A 25,459-nucleotide genomic window follows, 5' to 3' on the forward strand; every position below is an offset into this window, starting at 1 on the left:
AATGCGTACGGTATCGGGCATCCAGCCTACGGGCAATCTCCATCTCGGCAACTATCTGGGCGCGATCAAAAATTGGGTGAAGATGCAGGACGAAGGAGAATGTCTATTCTTTCTAGCCGATCTGCATGCCATCACGGTTCACAACGACCCCGAAGAGCTTTCCAATAATTGCCGTGAAATGGTTGCCGCGCTGGTCGCGGCGGGCGTTGATCCGGACAAATCGATCCTGTTCAACCAGGCCCGCGTGCCGGCCCATGCTGAGCTGGCCTGGATGCTGATCTGCAATACGCCGATGGGCTGGTTGGACCGGATGACCCAGTTCAAGGAAAAGTCAGGCAAGCACAAACAAAGGTCTTCGCTTGGTCTTTATGGCTATCCGGTTCTGCAGGCAGCTGACGTTCTGGCCTATCAAGCCACCCATGTTCCCGTCGGCGAAGACCAGAAGCAACATCTTGAATTGGCTCGCGACATTGCCTCAAAGTTCAATAACGACACCGGCACCGAGACCTTTGTCCTGCCAGAACCATTTATCGGAAAAACAGCGGCCCGGATCATGAGCCTCCGCGATGGCAATGCAAAAATGAGCAAATCCGATCCGTCTGATCTGAGCCGCATCAACATGAGTGATGATGACGACACAATCGCGCGGAAATTGAAAAAAGCCAAGACCGACCCCGAAGCTTTGCCGGACAATATGGCCGGTCTAGAGGGGCGCCCGGAAGCAAAAAATCTGATCGGCATATATGCTGCGCTCGCCGATCAATCGCCAGAAGACGTGCTCACCCAATTTGCAGGCAAAGGTTTTGGTGACTTTAAACCCGCGCTTGTTGATCTGGCGGTTAGCAGATTGTCGCCGATCCGCGACCGGTTTGAAGAGCTGCGCAAAGACACGACTGCGATTGACGCGATTTTACGCAGCGGTTCGGAGAAAGCTTCGGCCATGGCGCGCCCGACGGTAGAAGCCACCTACGCGGCGCTAGGACTCTTGCGGAACTGATCCCCAGACCAGAGTCGCGTTGGCATCTGCGCAATAGACTTGCCTGCATCACCATTTTCGGTAAATGCTAGACCATGGATATTATCTCGATACGTGGCGGCAATCGGCTGTCTGGCACCATCCCGATTTCGGGCGCTAAAAATAGCGCCCTGACCTTGCTACCGTGCGCGCTTTTGACCGAAGAACCGGTCACTCTGCGCAACTTGCCCCGGTTGGCCGATGTCGACAGTTTTGGGCATCTGCTCAACCAACTGGGTGTCTCTACAACCATTGAAGGGGCGAGGCCGGAAGACTTCGGTCGGGTCATGACGCTCAAAGCGGGCAAGATCACTTCGACCGAAGCGCCTTATGACATCGTCCGGAAAATGCGGGCATCGATTTTGGTGTTGGGCCCCTTATTGGCCCGCGCCGGCGAATGCCGGGTATCCCTGCCCGGCGGTTGCGCAATCGGCAACCGGCCGATTGATTTGCATCTCAAGGCTATCGAAGCGCTTGGGGCGACCATAGAAACCACCAGCGGCTATGTCATTGCCCGACAACCCGATGGCGGATTGCCAGGCGGAGAATTCTCCTTTCCCGTCGTATCCGTCGGAGCAACAGAAAATGCCTTGATGGCAGCGGTTTTGGCGAACGGAACAAGCATTCTCAAAAACGCCGCACGGGAGCCGGAGATAGTCGACTTGTGCAATATGCTGGTCGCCATGGGTTCCGAAATTGAAGGCATTGGCTCTTCCACATTGACCATCCATGGCGTCGATCGACTGCACGGCTGCACCTATCGCGTGATGTCAGACCGGATCGAAGCCGGCAGCTATGCTTGTGCCGTCGGTATTGCGGGGGGTGAAGTCGATCTGTTGGCTGCCAAAGCAGATGAAATGGAAGCAACGCTAGACGCACTGCGGCTTGCTGGCCTCGACATCGAAATCCATGCCAAAGGAATCAAGGTTGCTTCCGATGGCAAGCTCAAGCCTCTCACGCTCTCAACGGCTCCTTATCCCGGCCTGGCCACCGATATGCAGGCACAATTGATGGCAATGCTGTGCATGGCGGATGGCGCGAGCGTGCTCACCGAAACTATTTTTGAAAATCGCTATATGCATGTGCCCGAACTCAACCGCATGGGCGCAGATATCGAGACCAAGGGTCGCACGGCGGTGGTGCGGGGCGTCACGAAACTGACCGGCGCGCCAGTCATGGCAACCGATTTGCGCGCTTCGATGAGTCTGGCCATTGCCGGACTGGCCGCCGAAGGCGAAACCAAGCTGCAGCGCATCTACCATCTGGATCGCGGCTATGAACGGCTGGAAGAGAAACTGGCTGCTGTGGGCGCTGATATCGAACGGATCAGCGGCGATTGATCAACCCTCGCTAGCACTTATGGCAGCTTGTCATGGCAGCGGTTTTGCCGTGTAGTCTCTCCCAAAATTAGGAGAGGATGAGTCCATGTTTTCAGGACCAATAGAAGACCGGTTAGCGATCCGGGAATTACACGATTCTTATTGCGATGCGGTGCTACGGACCGACCCCGATGATTGGGGTGCGCTATGGACTGAAGATGCTGTCTGGTCGCTCATGGGCACCGAAGTGGTTGGCCGCGAAAACATCGTCAACCTCTGGAATGGCGCAATGAGTCAGTTTGACGCTGTCAGCTTTCTTGGCATTCCCGGCAGCCTGCAAGTGACAGGCGATACAGCCTCCGGACGCTATCAAACCCACGAAGTTTTGGTCGAGAATGGCGAGCCCCGCATTGCTGGCGGCCGCTATGATGACGAATTTGTCAAAATTGATGGTCAGTGGTTTTATAGCAAGCGTATATTCAACGTCGTGGCACAGCTCGGCGGAAACAAGCTCTAGGAGATTATGAAAAATGGCTAAAATTTTGATCGCCGCCCATATCGACGTGGATCCGGCAACACGCGAAGAATGCTTGAAGAAAGCGCAGCCCTTTATTGACGGCGCTCTTAGTCAGGCCGGATGCTTATGCTATAGTTGGGCCGCGGACATGCATAATCCGGAGCGTATCGAAGTCTTTGAAGAATGGACCGATGAAGCAGCCCTTGCCCAGCATTTTGACGATGTCCACTATGCCAACATGCTCGCCCATATTGGCAGCTTCGGTCTAATCAATGCCGTCAGCGCCAAATACCGGGTCGATGCCGAGGGGCCCGTTTACAATGCAGAAGGCAAACCCACACCTTCTTTTGACTAATTTGAACAGGAACTTGCCATGAACGAAGCAGTATCCAAATCCCTTTTCCAGCCCGACATTCTGGTCGATCCGTTTGAATTCTATGAAGAGAAACGCGCCAAAAGTCCGGTCTTTTTCGATGAAGCCAGCGGCACCTATGTGGTTTTGGACTATGACCTGATCTCGGAAGCTGTCGGTCGACTGGATGATTTCTCAAACAATTTCAATGCTCTGCTTTCCGGCGGAAAAACCGATGAAGAGCTGAACAGCGATGAAGAATTGCAAGCCATTCAAGCGAAGGGCTGGCCGCAGGTAAACACTTTGCTGACCGCAGACCAACCGGTGCACACACGGTTCCGCAAACTGGTCAATCTCGCTTTCTCCATGCCCAAGGTGAACAAGCTGGAAGACAGTATGCGGGAAATGTCGAACGAACTGATCGACAATTTTATCGACAAGGGTGAATGCGACTTTGTCGATGAATATGCGATTCCAATGCCGGTTAGAACCATTGCCGTGCAACTGGGCCTCGACGTAGCCGATGCCAGCACCATCAAGCGTTGGACCAATGCTTTTGTCGATCGCCTCTCGGGTATGATGACGCGCGAGCGCCAGTTGGAAACCGAGCGCGAAGTGGTGGAATATCAGCACGCGCTAAAAGCCAATATGGACGAGCGCCGCAAGGAAGCGAAAGACGATATCCTCTCCGACCTGGTCAATGCGCAGGTCGACGGTGAACGCCCGCTGGATGATGCAGAATCTCTGTCCATCGTGCAGCAGCTGATGGTTGCCGGCAATGAAACGACAACCGCAGCGCTCGCTGAAGGCATGCGGCTGTTCGCAACCAATCCAGAGCAATATAAGAAGATCCAGGACGATCCTTCCTTGATCCCTAACGCGGTTGAAGAAGTTTTGCGGATGTCCAGTGGTTCGTCAGGCATCTGGCGGGTGATGCATCGCGATGCCGAATTGGGCGGTGTGATGCTGCCCAAAGGCGCGATGGTGATGATGCGCTATCATGCTGCCAATCGCGATCCCAAGCAGTTCGAAAATCCGAATGAATTTCAGGTCGACCGCAAAAATGCGCGTACCCACCTGGCTTTCGGTAAAGGCATCCATATGTGCGTCGGAAATATGCTGTCGCGCAAAGAGATGACTGTCTCGTTCCAGCAATTCGCCAAGCGGATCGACAATCTCCGGATTCCCGAAGGCGCAGAACTGAACTATCCACCCAACATGATGCTGCGCGGGCTTAGCAACCTGCCGATCTTGTTTGACAAGAAATAGACCAATAGACGGGAAAATATCATGGGTTTGATGGACGGAAAAGTCGCGCTAATCTCGGGCGGCGCAGAAGGTATTGGCGGCACAGCAGCACAGCGCGTGATCGAGGAAGGCGGCTCGATCATGCTGGGTGATGTCCAATATGACAAGGCCAAGGCACATGCTGCCTCGCTTGGCGAACGTGCGGATGCCGTTGAACTGGATGTCCGCGATCTCGACCAGTGGCAGGAAGCCGTCAACGCGACGAAGAAGCGTTTTGGCAAAATGACGACCTTGTTCAACGTCGCGGGCATCTCGGAACCGGGATCCGTGGATGAGGTAGAATTGGAGAGTTGGAACCGGACGATTGATATCAATCTGCAAGGCACTTTTTACGGCTGCCGTGTTGGCCTTCCCGCGATCATCGAAAGCGGCGAGGACGGAGCGATCGTCAATATCGGTTCTATGCTGGCGATGCGTCCCGGCGCCCAATTTGCTGCCTATTGCGCCAGCAAAGCCGCGGTCACGTCGATGAGCAAATCCCTTGCGCTGCACTGTGCAGCCGAGAAATATCCCGTCCGGGTCAACACTGTGCACCCCGGCGCGATCGACACGCCGATGTACCAGCGTTATCTTGCCGCCTATCCGGGACCACATGACGAAGCGGTGGAAGTCTTCAATCGCAACCATCCGATTAACCGGGTCGGTTTGGCCGTCGAAGTCGCCAATGCCATGCTATGGCTGGCCAGCGACATGAGCAGCTTCACCACAGCCAATGACATCACTGTGGATGGCGGCGGCAGTTACCGCGAATGATGAAACAAAAAAGGTGGCCACAAAGGGCCACCTTTAAAATACCGAAACAATCTCAAATGCGATGCCCGGCGGTGTCTGTTTGAATCAGCGACCGTTGCTGGCGACAATATCAACCGCCGTGCCGCCGCCCGAACGCTTGTTCAGCGTGATTACATAGGCACCGTCATCGCTGCCTCTGGTTCCGCCCAGAACATGTTCGCTGCCACGCAGCAGATATTCCGCATCATAGCCGCCGCGTTTGGCTTGCGTGTAATAATAATCCACAACATTCTTCATAGGAGAAGATGTCGTAAAGCTGACGACGCGTATGTCGCACAGGCCGCCTTCAACGCCGGCAGCTTCTTGCACATTGGCTTTCGGATATACCGGAAATTCCGGCGGCATCCGGTTGGCCCAACCCATGTCATAGCTTAGCTTCTGGTCGCAGGTGCCCTTGCCCCGCCGTGCCGATTGCTGTTCCGCCTTCGCACCCAAAGTCATCCCTTCGCTTCCAGCACAGCTGGTGCATTCATCATCGGAATTCATCTGGCGTGGCTTCGGCGCGCTCATCATCTTGCCACTCGATGCACCATCGGCAGCGGCGTTGCCGCCTGCAGTCGATCCGGCATAGGTCGCTCCTGGCGGTACGGAACCGTCGGCAGCGCCATTGGCACCCCGGATGGCATTCCCGTTCGCCTGATCGGTGAGATTAGGGTCGACCAAGATCGCATCTTCCAGCGCATCATTCATAGCTGGGTCAGAGGTTAGATTGTCATCCAATTGCGCCAACGCTTCATCGCTGGCTTCATTGCTGCCGCAAGCTGCAAGCGTGAGAGGCAGCGCAAAGGCTGCGGCGGATAACCAAAGAGAACGGGATAGATGGGACATGCGATTTGCTCCTGAATTTAGGGAAGCTCATGCATCAAAAAGCGTTAACATTCCGTTAGGGAAACTGGTTAATCGGGTGACTATTCGTTAACCTATTGTCCCATTCCGGGATTCATCCGAACGTGTCCGGGCCTTCCATTTCGCCAAACCGTATGAGGCGCGAAGTGAGCACAGCTGCCTGCCGATTCACCACCGCTTTCTTATATTCGGGATCCGTGATCATCTCCAAGAATGCGCCGCTATTCGGATAGCGGGCGATGAAGGATGAATCCCACTGCTTGTCATCAGGTCCAATCACCATGCACTCCATCTGTCCGCGCCAAAGAATGGTGCCGCCTACGCGCGCAAATATCGGCCCACTTGTCTTGCCATATTCGGCATAGGCGCGCTCGCCGGTCCAGCCTTTGGCAGCGTTGGGGTGATCGGCCGGATATTGGGCGTCACCATGAAATTGCAGCAGATTGAGCATATTGATCGGCACATCGCGTGGGAGCGCCTTGAATGCGTCAAAATGCTCGCGCGTGGGATCAAGATAGCGATCTTCGGCCATGTTATACTCTCCTATTGGAACTGTTTTCTATTCTCTTGCCATTGTTCGCGCGATTGCCCCCAGTCGTCAACCCGCACAACCTGATAGGGCTCGGAGAGCTTTGTCAGCTCCCCGTTGGCTGCACCCTTGCAAGTAGATTCGGGTGCAACGGCCCAACCCTTCCCACAATTTCGCAATTTCGGCACCAGTAGCACAATCCCTTGAAACTCAAGTGATCTATGCCTATAATACAGCTATGGCTAATATTATCTCCATCATCATCGGCACAATTGCCCTGCTCCTTTCCTTCATCGGCTTGGTCCCCCTGCTTGGCTGGACCAACTGGTTGATCCTGCCGATCGCCGGTATCGGCGCCCTTTTCGGCCTGATCTCTTCGCGTACGAGCGGCATGTATTTCTGCTTGATTGTGATGTGCATCTGCGGCTTCCGGCTCTGGATCGGCGGCGGCATCATCTAACCCTGCACTCCGGTTTCCGGAGCAATAGGATTTCTTGATTGCCCAGCGTCAGCGGGCAGCTTAAGCGCTGCACAATGTCCTTCGCGCAATCCACCAGCAGAATCGGCTTCATGCAAGCGCTTTTGGCGTGCCTGTTCTGGGGTCTGATGCCGGTCTATTTCAAACAACTGCAAAGCGTGGATGCACTAGAAGTTGTCGCACATCGCATCGTCTGGTCTGTACCGGTGTTGCTGCTGATCCTCTATTTTCGGAAAAATCTCGCTAGCCTGGGGACGGCTCTGGCAGACCGCAAGCTAAGATGGTCGATGTTGGCCAGCGCCTGCCTCATTGCCGGCAACTGGCTGATCTATGTCTGGGCCATCCATGAAAGCCATATTCTCGCTGCCAGTCTGGGCTACTATATAAGCCCGCTGCTCAGCGTCTTCATGGGAAAAATCTTTCTCGGCGAAAAACTGTCCCGCAACAAGTGGATTGCTATAGCGATAGCCGCGGCAGGCGTATCGGTGCTGGCGGTGCAAGCGCTGGATACACTTTGGATCAGTCTCGCTCTCGCGGCATCCTGGAGCAGCTATGGGCTGGTTCGCAAGATCGCCGACATCGGACCAATCACCGGACTGACCGCAGAAACCGGCATCTTGTTCCTTCCCTTCATCCTGTTCCTGGTCTGGCTGTCGTTCGGCGGAACACCGAATCCGGATAACCAGCGTCTGGGCGATGACTGGATGATTGACCTGTTGCTAATCTGCGGCGCACTCGTGACTGCAATACCGCTTTTGCTGTTCGCTTCAGCAGTCAAGAAAATGGCCTTCAGCACGATAGGCCTGCTGAACTATCTGGCGCCAACGATCCAGTTTCTGGTGGGTGTGTTTCTCTACAAGGAACCACTAAGCCCCTCGCATATCATCTGCTTCCTGCTCATCTGGACCAGCCTTGCGATCTATTCGACCGATTCCTTTTTGACGGGTAAGGCAACACGGAAAGCCCCCTCCGCTTAAAGATTCAAGACTTGAACACTGGCCAGTCTTCGGCTTGCTCTTCATTCTCCTTTCTCTTGATTTTCAACGCCGTCGCCAACGGTTTAAAACGCCGCACTTCATCAATCATCTGTTCGGCCAGGAAAAAGCCGAGGATTCGATAGGCTTCAAATTGTTGCTCGCTAAAAAATTGATCGCTGGTGGGTTCATCCGGGAATTGTTCGTTTTCCGACTTGTAGGAATATAGACGCGCCGGAAGCCCTTTGATCATCGATGTTTTTATATAGAATAGGAAACAGCGATCATCGCCCTTCTTGCGAACCCGTCGGCCCTGTGCATTCGGATAGAAAATTTCTCCAACGGCAAAACCAAATTTGCTGAAGTTCAATATTCCGGACACGGGATCATCCTTATCTTTGCCTGATCCCTGCACCATATTCTGGAAACTGAAGCTGTTCGTCTGATCATGCTCATCTTTGTCAAAAAATTCTACCGTAACCCCGAAGTCGATAAAGGCTTTTTCCAGTGCGTTGGAAAAACTGGAAAAGCGCGATTGGGGATCAGCCGATCCGTCCAGAAAAACGATGGTTTTCTGGCGTCGACGAAACAATTCGTAGAGGCCAGTATTGTCGAAATGACCGCCGTCGCTCAATTCTATCCAGCCGGATTCGGACTCGCTGCGCAAACCGATGAGCGATTGCAGAAAGCCCGGATATAGGAAATTGGGCGGAAAAATGCGGCTGCGAAAAAGCTTCACTCTGGGCCGGCCATCTTTCCGTTTCCAGGGTGGAATGGGTAGCCGCCGTTGCTGGCCTTTCGGATTGGGGTTGGGGATCCAGTAACCAAGCCGCAGGTTCAGCAGGTTCAGCATCAACGACAAAGAAAATTTCTTGGTTGGGCCGCGTCCGTCAGCGCCAGTCCGGGGGTTCAGCGCGGCACCGGAAATCGCGATAGCTGTCGGCAGCGTGACCGGCCAGACCGGCTTCAAAACGCTGCGGTTCAGAAATCCAAACTCCGGGCTCTTGTCATGGACAAGCCACTGATCCGTTCGAATCCACCCGGTGGCTTCCGAACCACTGAACAGCGGACTCAAGATGAAAGAGTCCCCGCGCCGACTGCGAAAGCGCGCATTCTCCCCTTTGGTCAAGACAACATTGGTATTGATGATATGATAGGGACCATCGGTTCGTGGCCCACACATCTCGTGGACTTTCGCAAGATCAGCGGGCGTTTGTCCGGCTACATCATCATCCCGAACAGCCTGCCGGCTGGGCATGAAGCTCGTCATCAATCGGTCACGATACATCCGGTGCAGACCAGAGAAATTGATATTGGCGTAAGACCAGAAGAGGAAAAACCCCGCCAAAAGACTGAAGAATGTCAGAAAGTCGTCATCCAAGAGAAGGCAATAGAGCTTATTCCCCAGAATGACCGAAATCATCGCAAAGCCCAGCATCAGCAAACTGATCGAACCATTGGTGACAATCCCGAAGGTGATCGGGCTTTTGAGCCCCCGATTGGCGCTAAGCAAATGCCGGCTGGCCAACCCGCCCACGGCACCGAGGCCCGTGATGACCGGCGCGACCATTTCACTCCAATCTGTCAGATTATATCCGAAAAGCTCCTTCTGCGAATATCCCTGATCCAACAGGCCCAAGATAAAGAATCCAACCGTGAATTTGGTCAAGACCCCGCCATATCGTTCGATAATGCTCCGGAAGAACACCGCTCGTCTCTTGCTCCACGGGAAAGCAGTGAACAGCGAATAAGAGACCCAGACCAGAACCAGCACCGCAGAAAGACACAAAGGTATCTTCAGAAATACAGATATCTTTCCATCGTTTATCCAAGCCCCCAGACGCGCATCAATCAGATTAGACACGCTGGCAACATTATTGGAAACCTGGGGTAGCAGACCATCAAGAAAGCCAAGGCTCCACAGGATACCGGCAAATAGAAAAGACAAGATTGATAGATAGGCCGTCAGCGAGGTCAGCATGGAACGGACAACCACGATGGTTGCCGAAAAAGCGTCCAGACCGGCACCCGGCTGCATATAGGCGCTGCGCTGACGGATATAATCGATAATATCCCGCTTGAAGGGCAGGCCCGTTGGCTCGGGATCATGTTTCGATTTCGAGCCCTCTTTTTCGCGAAACGGGAAGTTTGTGCCGATCATGTTGAAACGGCGGCCACCAAAGCCATCTCCGGGGAAATATTGCTCCTGTGATTCCGAGTTGGACAGAAACCAGGTCAGGGCGCCGCCTGCATAGCCGCCACCCGACACCGTGCTCATATAGTCAAACTGGGGCAAGATTTCGTCCCGATGCAGCTTTTGCATGGCACCTATCGCAAAGGCGGCAGATCTGATGCCGCCGCCGGATATCGCCAGGCCCAAATAGCGCGGCTCTTGCTCGTCCACTTCTGGACTCTCGTCAGTCTCCGCCTTGTCGCGATTATAAAATCGATGCCAAGGCTGCGATTTTCGGCGCTCTTCTATATATTCGCGTTCGGCTTTGATGACGCGGCGGATATCACGCGAATAGCCCTCCGGATAAGTTCCAGAAAGTGCATCTTCTTCATTCGGTTCGTTCGGATCGGATTCGGGCATTCAGGCTTCTCCTGAAGTGGCTTTCCAGAACCTTCCCCATTGGCTGCGCCCGATTTTTCTAGTCCAATGGGTTGGAAAATCCTGACAAGCCAGGAGTTGAAGAACGGGGTCTATCATCATCACCCATTACACGTCAATTTTCAATGATTTACGCTTGCTCGCGGACGACAGCGCCTAGCATCGGATCAAGATCCGACGATTTGCCAATTCAATGTCGCGCCCCCATGAAAAGGCACCAACGGGGATCCCGCAGCATCGATATTTTCGGGAATAATGGCAGGCCGTCGCTCCAAACTGACCCGGCCTTCATTGCAGGGCAAGCCATAGAATTTAGGGCCATGCTCAGAGGCAAATCCTTCCAGCCGGTCGAGCGCGCCTTCTTCGTCAAACACCGCAGCATAGCTTTCCAATGCATAAGGCGCATTGAAAATTCCGGCACAGCCGCAAGCCGATTCTTTGGCGTGAACTTCATGCGGCGCGCTGTCGGTGCCGAGGAAATATTTCGATGACCCAGATGTCGCCGCTTTGCGCAACGCCAACCGATGCAGCTCGCGTTTCGCCACGGGCAGGCAATAAGCATGCGGGCGGATGCCACCTGCGAACATGGCATTGCGGTTGATATGCAGATGATGCGGCGTGATCGTGGCCGCAATATTGGGCCCGGTGCTATCCACAAACTGCACGGCTTGCGCGGTCGTAATATGCTCGAAAACAACTTTCAGCTCTGGCAGGGACCGGATCAGCTTCGTCATCACCCGATCAATAAACACCGCTTCGCGATCAAAAATGTCAATGTCGCCGTCGGTCACTTCCCCATGTACCAGAAGCGGCATGCCGATTTCCTGCATCCGCTCCAGCACCGGCATGATGTGCGCCACATCCGTCACACCGTGAGCGCTATTGGTCGTGGCATTGGCGGGGTAGAGTTTCGCGGCGGTAAAAATGCCCTCCGCGTGGCCGCGGGCCATATCATCAGCGTCTGCATCATCGGTAAGATAGCAGGTCATCAAGGGGGTAAAACCTGAACCGGCTGGCAATGCTGCCATGATTCGGTCGCGATAGGCTGCGGCGCTGGCAGCGCTGGTCACCGGTGGTGAAAGATTGGGCATCACAATGGCGCGGGCAAATTGCCGCGCGGTAAATAGTGCAACGGCTTCCAACATCGCGCCATCGCGAAGATGTACATGCCAGTCATCCGGGCGGCGAATAGTGATAGTGTCGGTCATATAGCTCCGCGTAAGGCTTGGTTTTTCCCTCCGCACCCCCTACCTAAATGCCATGACCGAAACCAGACTTAATGACCGCGCAATCCTTCGTCTGTCCAAAACGGAAGATTCCGAAGACATCAGGGAGTTTCTGCAAGGACTGGTGACCCAGAATATGGCGACTGTCGTAAAGGATGCGCCGCAATGGTCCGCGCTACTTACCGCCCAGGGCAAAGTGCTTTTCGATTTCTTTTTGTGGGCCGATGGCGACGATATCCTGATCGACTGCGAGACAGAGCAGGCCGATGGACTCGTCCGGCGTCTAAAGCTTTATCGCTTGCGCCGTAAGATCGAGATCGCCCGGGATGATTCGATTGGCGTGCACTGGGCCTTGGCTGCAGATGACCAGCCGGTTGATCCGCGGTTGGCATCATTGGGCCACCGCTGGCTGGCAGATGCTGGCGAAGGCGAAGGCGTGCAGGAAGATTATCGGAAGCATCGCCTGTCGCTCAGCGTCACCGAGGGCGCTGCCGAACTGGGCAGCGACAAGACTTTGTGGCTCGAATGCAATGCAACCGAACTCAATGGCGTCAGCTTTACCAAGGGCTGCTATGTCGGGCAGGAAAATACGGCACGCATGAATTACCGACAGAAAGTAAACAGGCGGATGGTCGTGGCGCCTATCGGGCAAGCCGATGAAAAGCGGCAGCGGATCGCTTATCCGGAATATGGACTGTCGGTTGAGCATCGACGGGTCGACGATCTGAAGACGCTCGACCTTCCCGACTGGCTAGCCAAAGCAATCTAAGCGAGAAACGGCCCAGCCTTTTCTGCCAAGCCCTGTAAATCCGCAACTACGCTCGGCTCAGTCTAAACAGCATCACTTTCTTCGGTCGCGCGCGGTTTGACCACCCGCTTTTTGCGAGCCGGTTTTTTTTCAACCTCGACCTCCGAGGATTTTGAAATCGCTGGCGGTAGCGCGCTGGCGTCCAGACCGTTCGTCTCGCCACTTTTCTCCGGAGCTTGGTCGCGGGCTGAGTCACTTACGACTTTGCGCGGCCGACGGCTGCGAACCGGTTTTTTCTCTTCAGGCGCATCATTCGATTCCGCCTGTTCGTGATCGTTTCCGTCGTTACGGTCATCGCGCTGCTGGCGATTTTGCTGAGGACGGCCACGATTGTTGTCGCCATCATTATCACTGGAATCATTCTGGCTGGGAGCGTTTTTTCGATTGTCACGATTGTCGCCGCGCGCTTCCCCACGCGTCTCTTCCCGGGCAATCCGCTGTTCTTCCCGACGCGCGATCGTATCGGCGTTGACTCGGAAATAATGATCAGCAAACTGATGATAATATTCGGCTTGGACGCGATCACCATTGACCTGCGCATCCTGCGCCATTTTCTTAAACTTATCGAGCATTTGCGCAGCATTGCCGCGCGCGCGGTTGTCAATCCGGTTGTCCCGGTCTGCTCCGCCACCGCGATTGCCTTGAGGACGATTATTTGTGTTCCGGCCACGCCCGCGGCGGCCAGGTTGACGATTGTTCATCAAATTTCAGGTATCCTTATACCGTTTATAAACTTGGTCTTTCTCAAGTCTTAGCCACCAATCAGGCAGCGATTGCGCTACAGACAACCTGTCCACAACGGCCCATACAAGACAAATAAACGCCGAAAATCAGCTTCTTTATCAAGTTGGGGGCAGGCCAGCGATTTAGGGAAAAAGCCAGAAATCATCTGGGCCTAGGCAAGTCTTAGCGACTCGCTTGATCAAAACCAAGCCCTTTTTACCGCCGCAAGATTAACAAACGGTCATTACCACCTAAATCTTGTTTTAATTCAACACGATAACCGTATTTCGTGACCATTTTTGAAACCGGATCTGCTTGATCAAAGCCGATTTCCAGCAAAGCAATGCCGCTTACCGATAGCAGTGAATCCAGCGCCGGAATGATGATCCGATAATCATCTAGCCCAGCCTCTCCGGCGAACAGGGCGGCATGGGGTTCAAAGCCTGCCACATCCCTAGACAATTGGACCTTGGTAGAAACATAGGGCGGGTTCGCCAGAATCAGGTCGAAACCGGAACCGAGAGACGTCATCCAATCGGCGAGGGTCCAATCCTGGAGCAAGAAACGGACCCGGTCGACCAATCCCAGCGCGTCGGCATTGTTATGGGCAATCTGCAAAGCAGCGGCGCTGGCATCAATCCCCAGACCCTTTGCTTGCGGAAATTCATGCAAAGCCGCCAGCACGAGCGCGCCACTGCCGGTGCCAAGATCCAAGATACTGCCGGGATGCTCAGATGCAAAAGCTCCAACCGCCGCTTCGATCAACAATTCGCTATCGGGGCGGGGGATCAGCACATCGGAGGTTACCTGAAAATCGAGACCCCAAAATTCCTTCTTGCCTATGATATGGGCAATGGGTTCGGACTGCCGTCGCCGTTCGATCAAAGCCGAAAATTCTTTTGGAACAGCCAGTTCCGGCAGCTTCAACAACAGCTCGGGCCGCTCGATCTGCAATGCATGGGCCATCAGCAATTCCGCATCGAGACGGGGACTATCGGATATTTCACTCAGGCTCTGCGCTGCATCGCGCAGGGCACCGGCGGCATCATCCATCTAAATTGGCGAGCCGGCTGGCTTCATCCTCTGCGATCAGCGCATCGATCATTTCACCCAGCGCGCCGCCTTCGATAATTTCCGGAAGCTTGTGCAGCGTCACATTGATCCGGTGATCGGTGACCCGGCCTTGCGGATAATTATAGGTGCGGATGCGCTCGGACCGGTCGCCCGAACCAACCATCGATTTACGCGCTTCGGCTTCCTCGCTTTGCACCGCATCCCGTTCTTGCTCATACATGCGCGCCGCCAGCACCTTCATCGCCTGAGCCTTGTTCTTGTGCTGCGACTTGCCGTCCTGACATTGCACCACAATACCCGTGGGCAGGTGGGTGATCCGGATCGCGCTGTCGGTCTTGTTGACATGCTGGCCGCCAGCACCGCTAGCCCGATAGGTATCAATGCGCAGGTCTTCAGTGCGGATCTTGATATCGACTTCTTCGGGTTCCGGCAAAATAGCTACGGTTGCAGCAGAGGTATGGATACGACCACCGCTTTCCGTTTCCGGCACACGCTGGACCCGGTGCACACCCGATTCGAACTTCAGCTTGGCAAACACGCCCTTTCCCTGAATATTGGCGACGACTTCCTTGAACCCACCGACTTCCGAAGCATTGGCGGAAATCATCTCCACCTTCCAGCCCTGATCCTCGGCATAGCGGCTATACATGCGGTACAGATCACCAGCGAACAGCGCAGCTTCGTCGCCGCCGGTGCCGGCGCGAATTTCGATCATCGCCGGGCGGTCATCGGCGCTGTCTTTCGGTAGCAGTTGCAAGGCAAGAGCAAGTTCGGCTTTTTCCAATGCCTTCTTCACGCCATCCACTTCATCAGCGGCCATCGCCTTCATCTCGGCATCGTCACCGGCCAGCATTTCGGCCAGGCCTTCTTGCTCATCGCGCAGATTTTTGACCAGAGCGGCAGCCTCGGCAACCGGTTCAATTTCGGCATATTCTTTGGAGACTTCGACAAATTTGTCGCCGTCGAGATTCCCGGAGGCCATCATCGCCTGCAACTCGGCAAAACGCGCCTCGATTTGCGCAATCCGTTGGGGAGTGATGGTGGTCATTTTATTTCAACCACCTCATTCCCTTCAAATCCTCCTGCAGAAGAAATGCTTATAGCAAGCTCATGATCTTCTTCCATCTGTGACATCAGGATCACATCAGGTATCAACGTATCAAAGGAAATGGTTTTTTGATCTCCAGACCGCAATATTTTTACGCTGGCTTCTCGTTTATCAAGCTCTTCTTCACCAAGGATGAGTGCCAATCTTGCACCGGAAGCATTCGCTTTCTGCATCCTTTTTTTCATATTGCCTTTATAGGCCATTTCACATTTGCCACCGGCTCGCCGAAGCAAAGCTACAATTTCAGTTGCTTTCGCTTGAGCGCGATCACCGATCGGTATTATTGCAATATCAGGACCAACGGCGCTCGGCTCTCCCAACAACATCCCCAACCGCTCAATCCCGGCAGCCCAGCCAACGGCAGGCGTATGCGGTCCGCCAAGCGCTTCCATCAGGCCGTCAAACCGGCCGCCTCCAAGTATGGTGCTTTGACTGCCCATTTTCTCTGCCGCCGCACTGCCGACCTCAGGAATGAATTCAAACGCGGTATGCCGATAATAGTCAAAGCCACGCACCAGATTGGCGTCGCGCTTCCACACCACATTGCAACTGTCCAATCCTTCCGTAACCTGCGCGAAAAACTCAGATGCCTCGGCGGTCAGATAGGGGTCAATCGGCGGGGCCGTGGCCACAATCGCGCGGTCATTCGGCGCCTTGCTATCCAATATCCGCAGCGGATTTTTTTCCAGCCGCGTTTTGCTGTCGTCGGACAGGTCGGCTTGATGATCGGAGAAATGCTCGACCAGCGCCGCACGCCACGCATCCCGGCTTTCCGCATCACCCAATGTGTTAAGCTGCAAAGTCACGCCCTCATCAATGCCCAGCTCCTTCAAAAGCTGATCAGCAAAGCATAGCAATTCGACATCCGCCGCCGGTTCGCTTGCGCCGATAATTTCGGCATCCAGCTGGTGGAACTGCCGGTAGCGCCCCTTCTGCGGACGCTCATAGCGGAACAATGGTCCATGCGCAGACAGTTTGAGTGGCATATGTTGCTGCCAGCCATTGGTCAGAAAGGCCCGACAAATCCCGGCGGTAAATTCAGGACGCAGGGTCAGGCTGTCGCCGCCACGATCCTCGAAACTATACATTTCCTTCGATACAACATCGGTGGTCTCACCCAGCGAGCGGGCAAAGACCGCGGTCGGTTCAAAGACTGGCATTTGGACACCTTTGAAACCATAGAGCCGCCGCACGCGTTCGAAGGTCTCCACGACATGCTGGAACCGCTCTTGATCTTCGCCAAATATATCCTGTGTGCCGCGCACCGGCTTGGGTGTTTCTATCTTTGCCATAGGGAGGGCTTTAGCCAGAGAAAAGGCAAAGCGGAAGTGGCTTATTTCCAGCAAGCCTCTGGACGAATGTTAGAAAAACCTTCATTCAGAGGCGCTGTTCACTAAAGGGGTTTTCTGCGCATGCGTCTGGTTGGCTTTCTGGGTCTGGTCTTGGCCCTCACCACATCCGCGGTTGCTATGCCGAACAACCTGAGCAAGCCCACTTATACGGCACCTGAGGACACGATTCCGGCCCCAAGAGACAAGCCCTATCCCGGCACAATGCGATTGCTTGTCGATGCGCGGGACAATCGACAGGGCGTGTTCCAAGTCACCCAGACCATTCCGGTAGATCCTGCCATATATCCTGTCGTCCCAGCTAATCCGGCAAAGCCCGCCAAATTCACATTGCTCTATCCCGAGTGGTTACCCGGCAATCACGCCCCGCGCGGAGAGATTGAGAAGCTGGCAGATCTTGAATTTTATGCCGGCGACCAGAAACTCGATTGGGTTCGCGACAATGTTGACGTCTATGCCCTGCACATTGCCGTTCCCGAAGGCACCAGCCAGATAACCGCGCAATTCCAGTTTGTATCAGCCACCACCAGCAGCCAGGGCCGTATTGTCATGGCCCCCTCGATGCTCAACTTACGTTGGCATCAGGTTTCTCTCTACCCGGCGGGCTATTACGTCCGCCAGATTCCGGTCGAGGCAACGGCCATTTATCCCGAGGACTGGCAAGCAGCGACTTCTCTCCGGCCGAAATCAAAGGAAGGCAATACAACGGTCTATAAGACAACCGATTATGACACATTGGTCGATAGTCCGGTTTTCGCCGGTCAGCATTTTCAAACCCACAAGCTGACCAGCCGCGCTCACCTCAATATTGTCGCCGATGATGCGAAATTTTTAAAACCCAAAAAAGCGCATCTCGCGGCGCACAGAAAATTGGTCAAAGAGGCAGAGGCGCTGTTCGGCAGTCATCCCTACGACCGCTATGATTTCCTACTCGCGCTGACCGAAGAAATGGGCGGCATCGGTCTGGAGCATCATCGGTCCTCCGAAAACGGTGTGAACCGGGAATATTTCACCGATTGGAAGGCTGGGCCAGGGCGCCGCAACCTGCTTCCTCATGAAATCACCCACGCCTGGAATGGCAAATATCGCCGCCCGAAAGGCATGTGGACGCCCGATTTCCGGCAACCGATGCGCGACAATCTGCTCTGGGTCTACGAAGGGCAAACCCAATTCTGGGGCTATGTGCTGGGGGCCAGGTCCGGGCTCTATTCGAAACAGGACACGCTCGACGCCATCGCCGCTATTGCTGCGGGCATGGATCAGCGGGTTGGCAGAACCTGGCGCCCGTTGGTCGACACGACTCATGATCCAATCCTCTCGGCGCGGCGACCCAAGCCCTGGTCCAGTTGGCAAAGATCCGAGGATTATTACAATGAAGGCCTGCTGATCTGGCTGGAAGCGGACCAGATCATTCGCCGCGAATCAAACGGCAAGAATTCCCTCGAAGATTTCGCGCAGAGCTTCTTTGGCGGCAAAAATGGTGATTGGGGCGTGGCCACTTATGAACGCAAAGATGTTATCGAGGCGCTCAACAATATCCAGCCTTATGATTGGGACAGGTTCATCGAAGAGCGGGTCTATCGCACAAGCGCGGAAGCCCCGAAAAATGGCCTCACATTTGGTGGCTATAAGCTGGTCTATGTCGATAAGCCCAGCGCCTATATTCTAGCCAATGACAAGCGCCGCAAGCAGTTGAACCTCAGTTATAGCATAGGCGTTGTGATGGGCGGAAAGGGCCGAATCAAATCGGTTGTCTGGGACAGTCCGGCATTTAAAGCCGGACTGAAATCCGGCCTCACAATCTCGGCGGTGAATGGCAAGGCCTATAGCGATGAAGCGTTAAAGCTGGCGATCGAAGAAAATCGGAGCGGAGAAGGCAAGATCGAGATTTTTGCGAAAAACGGAGAGGCCTATCATAATTTTATGGTCGACCATTCCGGCGGCCTGCGCTATCCGGCGCTGGAGAAAATCACCGGAGAGGGTGTTGATCAAGAAGGCGGCATAGATCGCCTATTGCGACCAAAAACCAAATAAGGACCACCTTTCCATGGATATTACGAAAATTGCAATCGGCGATAACCCGCCGGAAAGCTTAAACGTCATCATCGAAGTCCCGGTCGGTGGCGAGCCGGTGAAATATGAATTTGATAAAGAATCCGGGGCATTATTTGTCGACCGGATCCTGCATACACCGATGCGCTATCCGGCCAATTATGGCTTCATCCCGCATACATTGTCACCCGATGGCGATCCGCTGGATGCTCTGGTCGTCGCTCGCTCACCGTTCATGCCGGGTTGCGTCGTCCGTTGCCGTCCGATTGCGGTTCTCAACCTCGAAGACGAACATGGCGGAGACGAGAAGTTGCTCTGCGTGCCGATTGACGCAACCTTTCCCTATTATCGCAAGATTGGCGAAGGCAATGACTTGCCGGAAATCGTCATGCAGCAGATCGAGCATTTCTTCACCCATTACAAAGATCTGGAGCCTGAGAAATGGGTCCGGGTCGGCAAATGGGGCGACGCCGAAGACGCTAAACGCGTTGTGCTGGAAGCCATTGAACTGGCCAAACAACAATGATCCGGGGGACGGCGGTTTTGGGCCTAGCTCTGACGGTCGTCCTTACCGCTTGCGCAACTCCGGAAAGCAAAGTCCGGAACGGACTGATGAGCATCGGCCTGTCCAAGCCTATATCACAGTGCATGGCGGGGCGGATGGTCGATCGCTTGTCACTGATCCAGCTCGACAAGCTCAACGGTCTCGGAAAGCTGCGCAAACGCGATCCCGGCGACATCAGCTTCAACGAATTTGTGAAACGTACCAAATCCCTGCGGGATCCGGAAATCGTCGGCGTTGTCACGTCGTCCGGATTGATCTGCGCCGTTAACTAGATACGTGACTGATATGCCCGACATCTCCATAAGATTGGCGACGTCCCAGGATGCTGCATTACTGCCGGATATCGAACGGTCGGCTGGCAAAGCCTTTTTATCTGTGCCTGGCCTGGAATGGATAGCCAGCGACGCCGTGATGTCCGCCAGAGCGCATCAGATTTTCATTGATGAAGACACGGTCTGGGTCGCGACTTTGGATGGGGGCTGCATCGGCTTTGTCACGACAGCCATATATGATGATGCTCTCCACATTCTTGAATTGGCGGTGGCCGATGGATATCAGGGCCAGGGTATCGGGCGTCGGTTGATGGATCGCGCGCATCAACATGCCGCAGAATTTGGCTTTCAGGCGGTGACCTTGACCACGTTCCGCGACCTGGCCTTCAATGAAGGCTTTTATCTCAAGCTGGGCTATCAAACGCTGGAGGAGACCGAGATACCCGAACGACTCGCGATGATCCTCCAATCAGAAATCGAAAAAGGCCTGCCCGGAGACCGGCGCTGCGCCATGCTATTGACGGTTTGAAATCACAACCCCGAACGCCTGATCGGGGGCCTGGCTAAGACAAGTAATAATTATCACGAAACAGGGTGGAAATAGGGGCCTGACTGTGCTTTAGCCGTGTCAATTGGTCGCTTAACTTCAGATTCCAGACCTCCATTTTGAAAGGTGTTCACCCTTCCTATGAATATCCACGAATATCAGGGCAAGGAACTGCTTGCCAAACACGGCATCGCCGTTCCCGCCGGCCACGCCGCGCTCACCGTTGAAGAAGCGGTCGCCGCAGCCGAAAAGCTCCCCGGACCACTTTATGTGGTCAAAGCGCAGATCCACGCAGGTGGACGCGGCAAGGGCAAATATAAAGAACTCGGCCCGGATGCCAAAGGCGGCGTACGGCTGGCCAAATCGATCGACGAAGTCCGTGCCAATGCAGAAGAAATGCTGGGCAATACTTTGGTCACGATCCAGACCGGTGATGCTGGCAAACAGGTCAACCGGCTCTATGTCACCGACGGCGTTGATATCGAGAAAGAATTCTACCTCTCTATGCTGGTCGACCGGGCCAGTGGCCGTGTCGCGATGGTCGTGTCCACCGAAGGCGGCATGGACATCGAGGAAGTCGCGCACAGCACACCGGAAAAAATCCAGACGATCACCATTGATCCGGCCCAAGGCTTCATGCCCCACCACGGCCGGACCATTGCTTTCGCATTGGGCCTTTCGGGCGACCTCAACAAGCAGGCGCAGAAACTCGGCAAACAGCTCTATAACGCGTTCATGGCGATGGATTGCGAGATGGTTGAAATCAACCCGCTCGTCGTCACCGAAGACCAGCAACTGATCGTTCTCGACACCAAGATGAGCTTTGACGGCAATGCCTTGATGCGTCACCCGGATCTCGCTGCGCTGCGCGACGAAACCGAGGAAGACCCTGCTGAAGTCGAAGCCAGCAAATCCGATCTCGCCTATATCAAGCTCGACGGCAATATCGGCTGCATGGTCAATGGCGCCGGTCTGGCGATGGCGACGATGGATATCATCAAGCTCAACGGCGCCTTCCCGGCCAACTTCCTCGATGTAGGCGGCGGTGCGACCACGGAAAAAGTGACCGCAGCGTTCAAGATCATCCTCGCCGATCCGGCGGTGGAAGGCATTCTCGTCAACATCTTCGGCGGCATCATGAAATGCGACATCATTGCCGAAGGCATTGTCGTGGCGGCCAAGGAAGTCGAACTGGACGTGCCATTGGTAGTCCGTCTCGAAGGCACGAACGTCGCCAAGGGCAAGGACATTCTAGCGGGTAGCGGCTTGCCGATCGTATCGGCCGATGATCTTGGTGACGCGGCTCGGAAGATTGTTGCCCAGGTTAAAGAGGCGGCATGAACGGACGGGACTAGCCCTCCTGACAAAATCGATAATGCTGCACCGCAGCACGAAAGCTTGACGTTTACGTGAACGTAAGCTATAGAGTTTGAGACTTTAGAAGAAGGAAACAGCAATGAAAATCCTGGTGCCCGTCAAACGGGTCATAGATTATAACGTAAAACCGCGGGTCAAATCCGACGGCAGCGGCGTCGATCTCGCCAATGTCAAAATGTCGATGAATCCGTTCGATGAAATCTCCGTTGAAGAAGCCATCCGCCTGAAAGAGGCTGGCAAAGCTGAAGAAATCATCGCCGTTTCGGTTGGCCCGCAAAAAGCACAGGAAACATTGCGTACCGCCCTCGCCATGGGTGCAGACCGCGCGATCCTGGTCATGACCGACGACGAAGTCGAGCCATTGGGCGTCGCCAAAATCCTCGCGAAAATCGTTGAAGAAGAGGCACCGCAGCTGGTCATCACCGGCAAGCAGGCGATTGACGACGATTCGAACCAGACCGGCCAGATGCTCGCTGCACTGCTCGGCTGGGGCCAAGGCACATTCGCCAATGAAGTCGATCTGGATGGCGACAGCATCACCGTCAAACGCGAAATCGACGGCGGCCTGCAGACCGTGAAGCTTGCGCTTCCTGCTGTGGTCACCACCGACCTGCGCCTCAACGAACCGCGCTATGCATCGCTGCCGAACATCATGAAGGCGAAGAAAAAGCCGATGGATGAGAAAACGCCAGCCGATTATGGCGTCGACATCAGCCCCCGTCTCACCACCATCACCGTCGCTGAGCCTCCGGTTCGCCAGGCTGGTGAAAAGGTTGAAGATGTGGATGCGCTGGTCGCGAAACTTAAAGCTGTGGGAGCGATCTGATGAAAACTCTTGTACTCGTAGAACATGACAACAGTAACATGAAAGACGCGACGCTGGCCGTTGTCACCGCCGCGTCGCAATTGGGCGAAGTCCACGCTCTGGTCATCGGCTCCGGCTGTGCCAGTGTCGGTGAACAAGCGGCCAAGGTCGCTGGTGTCGCCACCGTTCATGTCGCCGATGATGCAACGCTGGCCAACCAGTTGGCGGAAAATGCAGCGCCATTGATCGCTGGCCTGATGGACACGCATGACGCGTTCCTCGCGCCCGCCACCACCACCGGCAAGAATATCGCCCCGCGCGTCGCAGCCCTGCTCGACGTCATGCAGATCAGCGACATTCTCTCGGTCGAAAGCGAAGACACGTTCACCCGGCCCATCTACGCCGGCAACGCGATTGCCACGGTCAAATCTTCGGATGCCAAGAAGGTCATCACCGTGCGCGGTACGGCCTTTGACAAAGCGGCAAACGAAGGCGGCTCCGGCTCCATCGAAGCCGTTGGCGGCGCCAGCGACGCTGGCCTGTCGAGCTTCGTCAGCGAAGAAATCGCCAAGTCCGAACGGCCCGAACTTACATCTGCAAAAATCATCGTCTCCGGTGGTCGCGCTCTGGGCTCGTCCGAGAAGTTCGAAGAAGTCATCACCCCGCTCGCCGACAAGCTCGGCGCGGGCATCGGTGCTTCACGCGCAGCGGTCGACGCAGGCTATGTCCCGAACGACTATCAGGTCGGCCAGACCGGCAAGATCGTCGCTCCGGAAGTCTATATCGCCATCGGCATCTCCGGCGCGATCCAGCATCTCGCGGGCATGAAAGATTCAAAAACGATCGTCGCGATCAACAAGGACGAAGACGCCCCGATTTTCCAGGTTGCGGATATCGGACTGGTCGCGGATCTGTTTGATGCGGTTCCGGAGTTGACCGGGAAAGTATAAGCATTTCGATCAAAGTGTTACTTTGATCGCGTTTGACAATTTAGAACCCCGGCGGGAAACCGCTGGGGTTTTTTGTTAATCTAAGTCCGGCATTAAGTCTCGGATACGCTTTGCGGCTTTTGGACTAGTTTTGATGTGAGTCATATCTTGAGCTTCAACAACCCGGCTTTTATGCAACCCCATCACAATTTTTTTCAAATACGTTCTATTTGAGGTTTCTGTCCATTCTACTAGGTCTTCGAAAGACACTTTGGCGGACGAAGATGCCAGAAGCAAAAGCACCTGATCTTCCACTTTCAAATCGGTATTAAGTACTCGTCGAATTTCACCGTTAATCCAAACAATCGGTGTTCTTATTTCTGTCAATTTCTGAACCATTCTTGAGGCTTCTTCCGCCGAGATATTATGAAAGATTCGAACTAATTCGGCCAATATCCATCCCGATGCGCTGACCGCAAAACTTGCATCCATTGAGTTAGAGTTCACTTCCCCACCGACATGTCCAACATCTCGATTGTTTCGGACTTCATAAAGAGCGGGAAGTATTTTGAGTGCCAACATTCTCAGTCCCCTCTCAAGCTGTGTTTGATTCTCAAGTGCTCTACACGCACTATCAAATTGATTGGGTTTCGCTGCCTTGTCAGGATATGATCCTTTTGCGCGGCCATGAATAATTGAATAGGCGATCTCACAGAAACGACCAGCACTGAGCTCTGATGGCTTCCATCGTCCTTCATAGAAGTTTGAAACAATCTCCAAATATTCGGAGATCAATTCATTGCGAAGCCCCACCGGAATACCATGGAGAAGTCTGGAGAAGTCCAACGTTAACCGTCCTTTTGAAGGTCAGATGCTAGTTGCTCCGCAGCTTTTTTGCCCGGCACCGTCAATTTCATATTAAAATTCGGGCTTCCTTTCGAACCCAAAACTGTGACTAATTTCTTTTGCCCCTTCATGTGCGCAGCATAGTTTGTACTGTCGTATATTGCATGAGCCTTGCATTGTTCACGAATATCATCATTCGCCACTATCTCCTGCCCCAACTTCAACTTTGCAAACAAATAAAGCAACGCCATATTCTTGGCTTGTGCAGATTGGGTCTTCCCAGGGATAGTTGCCAAAATTGAAATTGTGTCATCAGCGATGTCAAATACGTTCGAGAAATCATCCAATCCTCCACCGCCAGATGGACCTTCTTTCGCCGGTGTGAGTGGATCCGGCAGAGGCGTACTAACGCCTCCTTCACTTATATTCACGCCCTCTTCTACTATTTTCCGATATTTATCAATGGCTTCCAAGACAAACTCTCTGTCCCCTATAGCCTTTATGTATCCTTTTGAAGCATCTAGAGTGATTTCGAATTGCATATTATCTATCCTTTTCAATGCTTTAATGGTCTTATTAGTCTATTCAATATTTAGACGTCTACTAGAAAGTCACGCCTACTAGCGTGATTCGCCCTACATTGCAAGAACAAAACAAGACCAGGTGCGTAGCGAGATATCGACAATAGCTTTCGAATATGCTGCTAAGAGAAGCTTGAGTTCCGAAATAATCTCAACCCCAATCAACCAAAATAGTATCATCCGTAACCACTCACCTCTCCCACACCTCGACTCACCGCTAAAACCACCCTCTCCCCTTGCGCACTCCAAAACCGCCCCCTAACGGCCCGCCTCCCGATCGATGGATGGGGCGGACGTCAACGGTTGGGTTTCATATGGCCCGCCCGCATGCAGTATCTCTGATACGCCGCATGTACGGATGCTGCTTTGTCTTGGTTGGTTGCATGAGTAGCTCATTGGGAGAGCTCTGACGTTACAAGTCAGGTGAGCGAGTTCGATTCTCGTCTCAACGCACCA

At 54.2% G+C, this 25,459-nt stretch carries 26 protein-coding genes and 1 tRNA gene; 17 read left to right on the forward strand and 10 right to left on the reverse strand.

Translation table 11 applies throughout. From position 1 onward, the window contains the following. Window position 1: 1 nt before the first annotated feature. The 6 genes from trpS (at window position 2) to ABJV08_RS02000 (ending at window position 5,264) form a co-directional block, all read left to right on the forward strand. Window positions 2-997, forward strand: coding sequence for a tryptophan--tRNA ligase (trpS, locus tag ABJV08_RS01975; RefSeq protein ID WP_348039050.1), 996 nt, complete (start codon window positions 2-4; stop codon window positions 995-997). A gap of 74 nt (window positions 998-1,071) precedes the next feature. Then, complete coding sequence (gene murA / locus ABJV08_RS01980) at window positions 1,072-2,355, forward strand: UDP-N-acetylglucosamine 1-carboxyvinyltransferase (RefSeq protein WP_348039048.1); 1,284 nt, start codon at window positions 1,072-1,074, stop codon at window positions 2,353-2,355. An 85-nt stretch (window positions 2,356-2,440) separates the two neighbouring features. Further along, window positions 2,441-2,851, forward strand: coding sequence for a nuclear transport factor 2 family protein (locus tag ABJV08_RS01985; RefSeq protein WP_348039046.1), 411 nt, complete (start codon window positions 2,441-2,443; stop codon window positions 2,849-2,851). A gap of 13 nt (window positions 2,852-2,864) precedes the next feature. Then, window positions 2,865-3,206, forward strand: coding sequence for an antibiotic biosynthesis monooxygenase (locus ABJV08_RS01990; RefSeq protein ID WP_348039044.1), 342 nt, complete (start codon window positions 2,865-2,867; stop codon window positions 3,204-3,206). An 18-nt stretch (window positions 3,207-3,224) separates the two neighbouring features. Further along, window positions 3,225-4,472: a cytochrome P450 gene (locus ABJV08_RS01995; RefSeq protein WP_348039042.1), complete on the forward strand. Its 1,248-nt coding sequence runs from the start codon at window positions 3,225-3,227 to the stop codon at window positions 4,470-4,472. Between the two features lie 21 nt (window positions 4,473-4,493). Further along, window positions 4,494-5,264, forward strand: coding sequence for an SDR family oxidoreductase (locus tag ABJV08_RS02000; RefSeq protein ID WP_348039040.1), 771 nt, complete (start codon window positions 4,494-4,496; stop codon window positions 5,262-5,264). An 84-nt stretch (window positions 5,265-5,348) separates the two neighbouring features. On the opposite strand, the gene ABJV08_RS02005 is transcribed toward ABJV08_RS02000, so the two are convergent. After that, window positions 5,349-6,131 (reverse strand): hypothetical protein, encoded by a 783-nt coding sequence (locus tag ABJV08_RS02005; protein WP_348039038.1) that lies wholly within the window; start codon window positions 6,129-6,131, stop codon window positions 5,349-5,351. A gap of 112 nt (window positions 6,132-6,243) precedes the next feature. Then, entirely contained in the window at window positions 6,244-6,681 is a 438-nt protein-coding gene (locus ABJV08_RS02010; protein WP_348039036.1) for a DUF1330 domain-containing protein, read from the reverse strand. 235 nt (window positions 6,682-6,916) lie between these two features. On the opposite strand from ABJV08_RS02010, the gene ABJV08_RS02015 reads away from it, so the two are divergent. Both ABJV08_RS02015 and rarD read left to right on the forward strand, forming a co-directional pair. Next, on the forward strand, window positions 6,917-7,138 hold the full coding sequence (locus ABJV08_RS02015; protein ID WP_348039034.1) for a hypothetical protein: 222 nt from the start codon (window positions 6,917-6,919) through the stop codon (window positions 7,136-7,138). A 74-nt stretch (window positions 7,139-7,212) separates the two neighbouring features. Next, a complete protein-coding gene (gene rarD / locus ABJV08_RS02020) occupies window positions 7,213-8,133 on the forward strand; it encodes an EamA family transporter RarD (protein ID WP_348039032.1) in 921 nt (306 codons plus the stop codon). A gap of 4 nt (window positions 8,134-8,137) precedes the next feature. On the opposite strand, the gene ABJV08_RS02025 is transcribed toward rarD, so the two are convergent. Together ABJV08_RS02025 and pyrC are read right to left on the reverse strand one after the other, a co-directional pair. Next, entirely contained in the window at window positions 8,138-10,723 is a 2,586-nt protein-coding gene (locus ABJV08_RS02025) for a patatin-like phospholipase family protein (protein ID WP_348039030.1), read from the reverse strand. Between the two features lie 185 nt (window positions 10,724-10,908). Further along, window positions 10,909-11,949, reverse strand: coding sequence for a dihydroorotase (gene pyrC / locus ABJV08_RS02030; protein WP_348039028.1), 1,041 nt, complete (start codon window positions 11,947-11,949; stop codon window positions 10,909-10,911). Between the two features lie 52 nt (window positions 11,950-12,001). On the opposite strand from pyrC, the gene ABJV08_RS02035 reads away from it, so the two are divergent. After that, window positions 12,002-12,736: a folate-binding protein gene (locus tag ABJV08_RS02035; RefSeq protein WP_348039026.1), complete on the forward strand. Its 735-nt coding sequence runs from the start codon at window positions 12,002-12,004 to the stop codon at window positions 12,734-12,736. Between the two features lie 62 nt (window positions 12,737-12,798). Here the strand turns inward: ABJV08_RS02035 and ABJV08_RS02040 are convergent, their stop codons facing one another. From ABJV08_RS02040 to hisS, 4 genes are all read right to left on the reverse strand, one after another. Beyond that, entirely contained in the window at window positions 12,799-13,476 is a 678-nt protein-coding gene (locus ABJV08_RS02040) for a DUF4167 domain-containing protein (RefSeq protein WP_348039024.1), read from the reverse strand. Between the two features lie 238 nt (window positions 13,477-13,714). Then, on the reverse strand, window positions 13,715-14,551 hold the full coding sequence (gene prmC / locus ABJV08_RS02045; protein ID WP_348039022.1) for a peptide chain release factor N(5)-glutamine methyltransferase: 837 nt from the start codon (window positions 14,549-14,551) through the stop codon (window positions 13,715-13,717). Beyond that, window positions 14,544-15,620: a peptide chain release factor 1 gene (gene prfA / locus ABJV08_RS02050; protein ID WP_348039020.1), complete on the reverse strand. Its 1,077-nt coding sequence runs from the start codon at window positions 15,618-15,620 to the stop codon at window positions 14,544-14,546. The genes prmC and prfA overlap by 8 nt, the downstream gene beginning before the upstream one ends. Beyond that, on the reverse strand, window positions 15,617-16,972 hold the full coding sequence (gene hisS, locus ABJV08_RS02055; RefSeq protein WP_348039018.1) for a histidine--tRNA ligase: 1,356 nt from the start codon (window positions 16,970-16,972) through the stop codon (window positions 15,617-15,619). The genes prfA and hisS overlap by 4 nt, the downstream gene beginning before the upstream one ends. A gap of 120 nt (window positions 16,973-17,092) precedes the next feature. On the opposite strand from hisS, the gene ABJV08_RS02060 reads away from it, so the two are divergent. The 7 genes from ABJV08_RS02060 to ABJV08_RS02090 all read left to right on the forward strand — a co-directional run bounded on the left by ABJV08_RS02060 (window position 17,093) and on the right by ABJV08_RS02090 (window position 23,597). Further along, on the forward strand, window positions 17,093-19,063 hold the full coding sequence (locus ABJV08_RS02060) for a peptidase M61 (protein WP_348039016.1): 1,971 nt from the start codon (window positions 17,093-17,095) through the stop codon (window positions 19,061-19,063). 13 nt (window positions 19,064-19,076) lie between these two features. Next, window positions 19,077-19,607 (forward strand): inorganic diphosphatase, encoded by a 531-nt coding sequence (gene ppa, locus ABJV08_RS02065; RefSeq protein WP_348039014.1) that lies wholly within the window; start codon window positions 19,077-19,079, stop codon window positions 19,605-19,607. Continuing rightward, window positions 19,604-19,918 (forward strand): hypothetical protein, encoded by a 315-nt coding sequence (locus ABJV08_RS02070; RefSeq protein WP_348039012.1) that lies wholly within the window; start codon window positions 19,604-19,606, stop codon window positions 19,916-19,918. The genes ppa and ABJV08_RS02070 overlap by 4 nt, the downstream gene beginning before the upstream one ends. 13 nt (window positions 19,919-19,931) lie before the next feature. Next, a complete protein-coding gene (locus tag ABJV08_RS02075) occupies window positions 19,932-20,447 on the forward strand; it encodes a GNAT family N-acetyltransferase (protein WP_348039010.1) in 516 nt (171 codons plus the stop codon). Between the two features lie 159 nt (window positions 20,448-20,606). Further along, complete coding sequence (gene sucC, locus ABJV08_RS02080; RefSeq protein WP_348039008.1) at window positions 20,607-21,806, forward strand: ADP-forming succinate--CoA ligase subunit beta; 1,200 nt, start codon at window positions 20,607-20,609, stop codon at window positions 21,804-21,806. A 115-nt stretch (window positions 21,807-21,921) separates the two neighbouring features. Beyond that, window positions 21,922-22,668 carry an electron transfer flavoprotein subunit beta/FixA family protein gene (locus tag ABJV08_RS02085; protein WP_348039006.1) on the forward strand — a complete coding sequence of 249 codons (747 nt, stop codon included), beginning with the start codon at window positions 21,922-21,924 and terminating at the stop codon, window positions 22,666-22,668. Continuing rightward, window positions 22,668-23,597 carry an electron transfer flavoprotein subunit alpha/FixB family protein gene (locus ABJV08_RS02090; protein ID WP_348039004.1) on the forward strand — a complete coding sequence of 310 codons (930 nt, stop codon included), beginning with the start codon at window positions 22,668-22,670 and terminating at the stop codon, window positions 23,595-23,597. The genes ABJV08_RS02085 and ABJV08_RS02090 overlap by 1 nt, the downstream gene beginning before the upstream one ends. 75 nt (window positions 23,598-23,672) lie before the next feature. On the opposite strand, the gene ABJV08_RS02095 is transcribed toward ABJV08_RS02090, so the two are convergent. After that, complete coding sequence (locus tag ABJV08_RS02095) at window positions 23,673-24,422, reverse strand: hypothetical protein (protein ID WP_348039002.1); 750 nt, start codon at window positions 24,420-24,422, stop codon at window positions 23,673-23,675. 2 nt (window positions 24,423-24,424) lie between these two features. Beyond that, window positions 24,425-24,964 (reverse strand): hypothetical protein, encoded by a 540-nt coding sequence (locus ABJV08_RS02100; protein ID WP_348039000.1) that lies wholly within the window; start codon window positions 24,962-24,964, stop codon window positions 24,425-24,427. Window positions 24,965-25,384: 420 nt separating this feature from the next. On the opposite strand from ABJV08_RS02100, the gene ABJV08_RS02105 reads away from it, so the two are divergent. Next, window positions 25,385-25,459: transfer RNA gene (locus tag ABJV08_RS02105), tRNA-Val, on the forward strand.

The organism is Parasphingorhabdus sp. (assembly GCF_039982395.1).
In the GTDB taxonomy this organism is placed as follows: Bacteria; Pseudomonadota; Alphaproteobacteria; order Sphingomonadales; family Sphingomonadaceae; genus Parasphingorhabdus.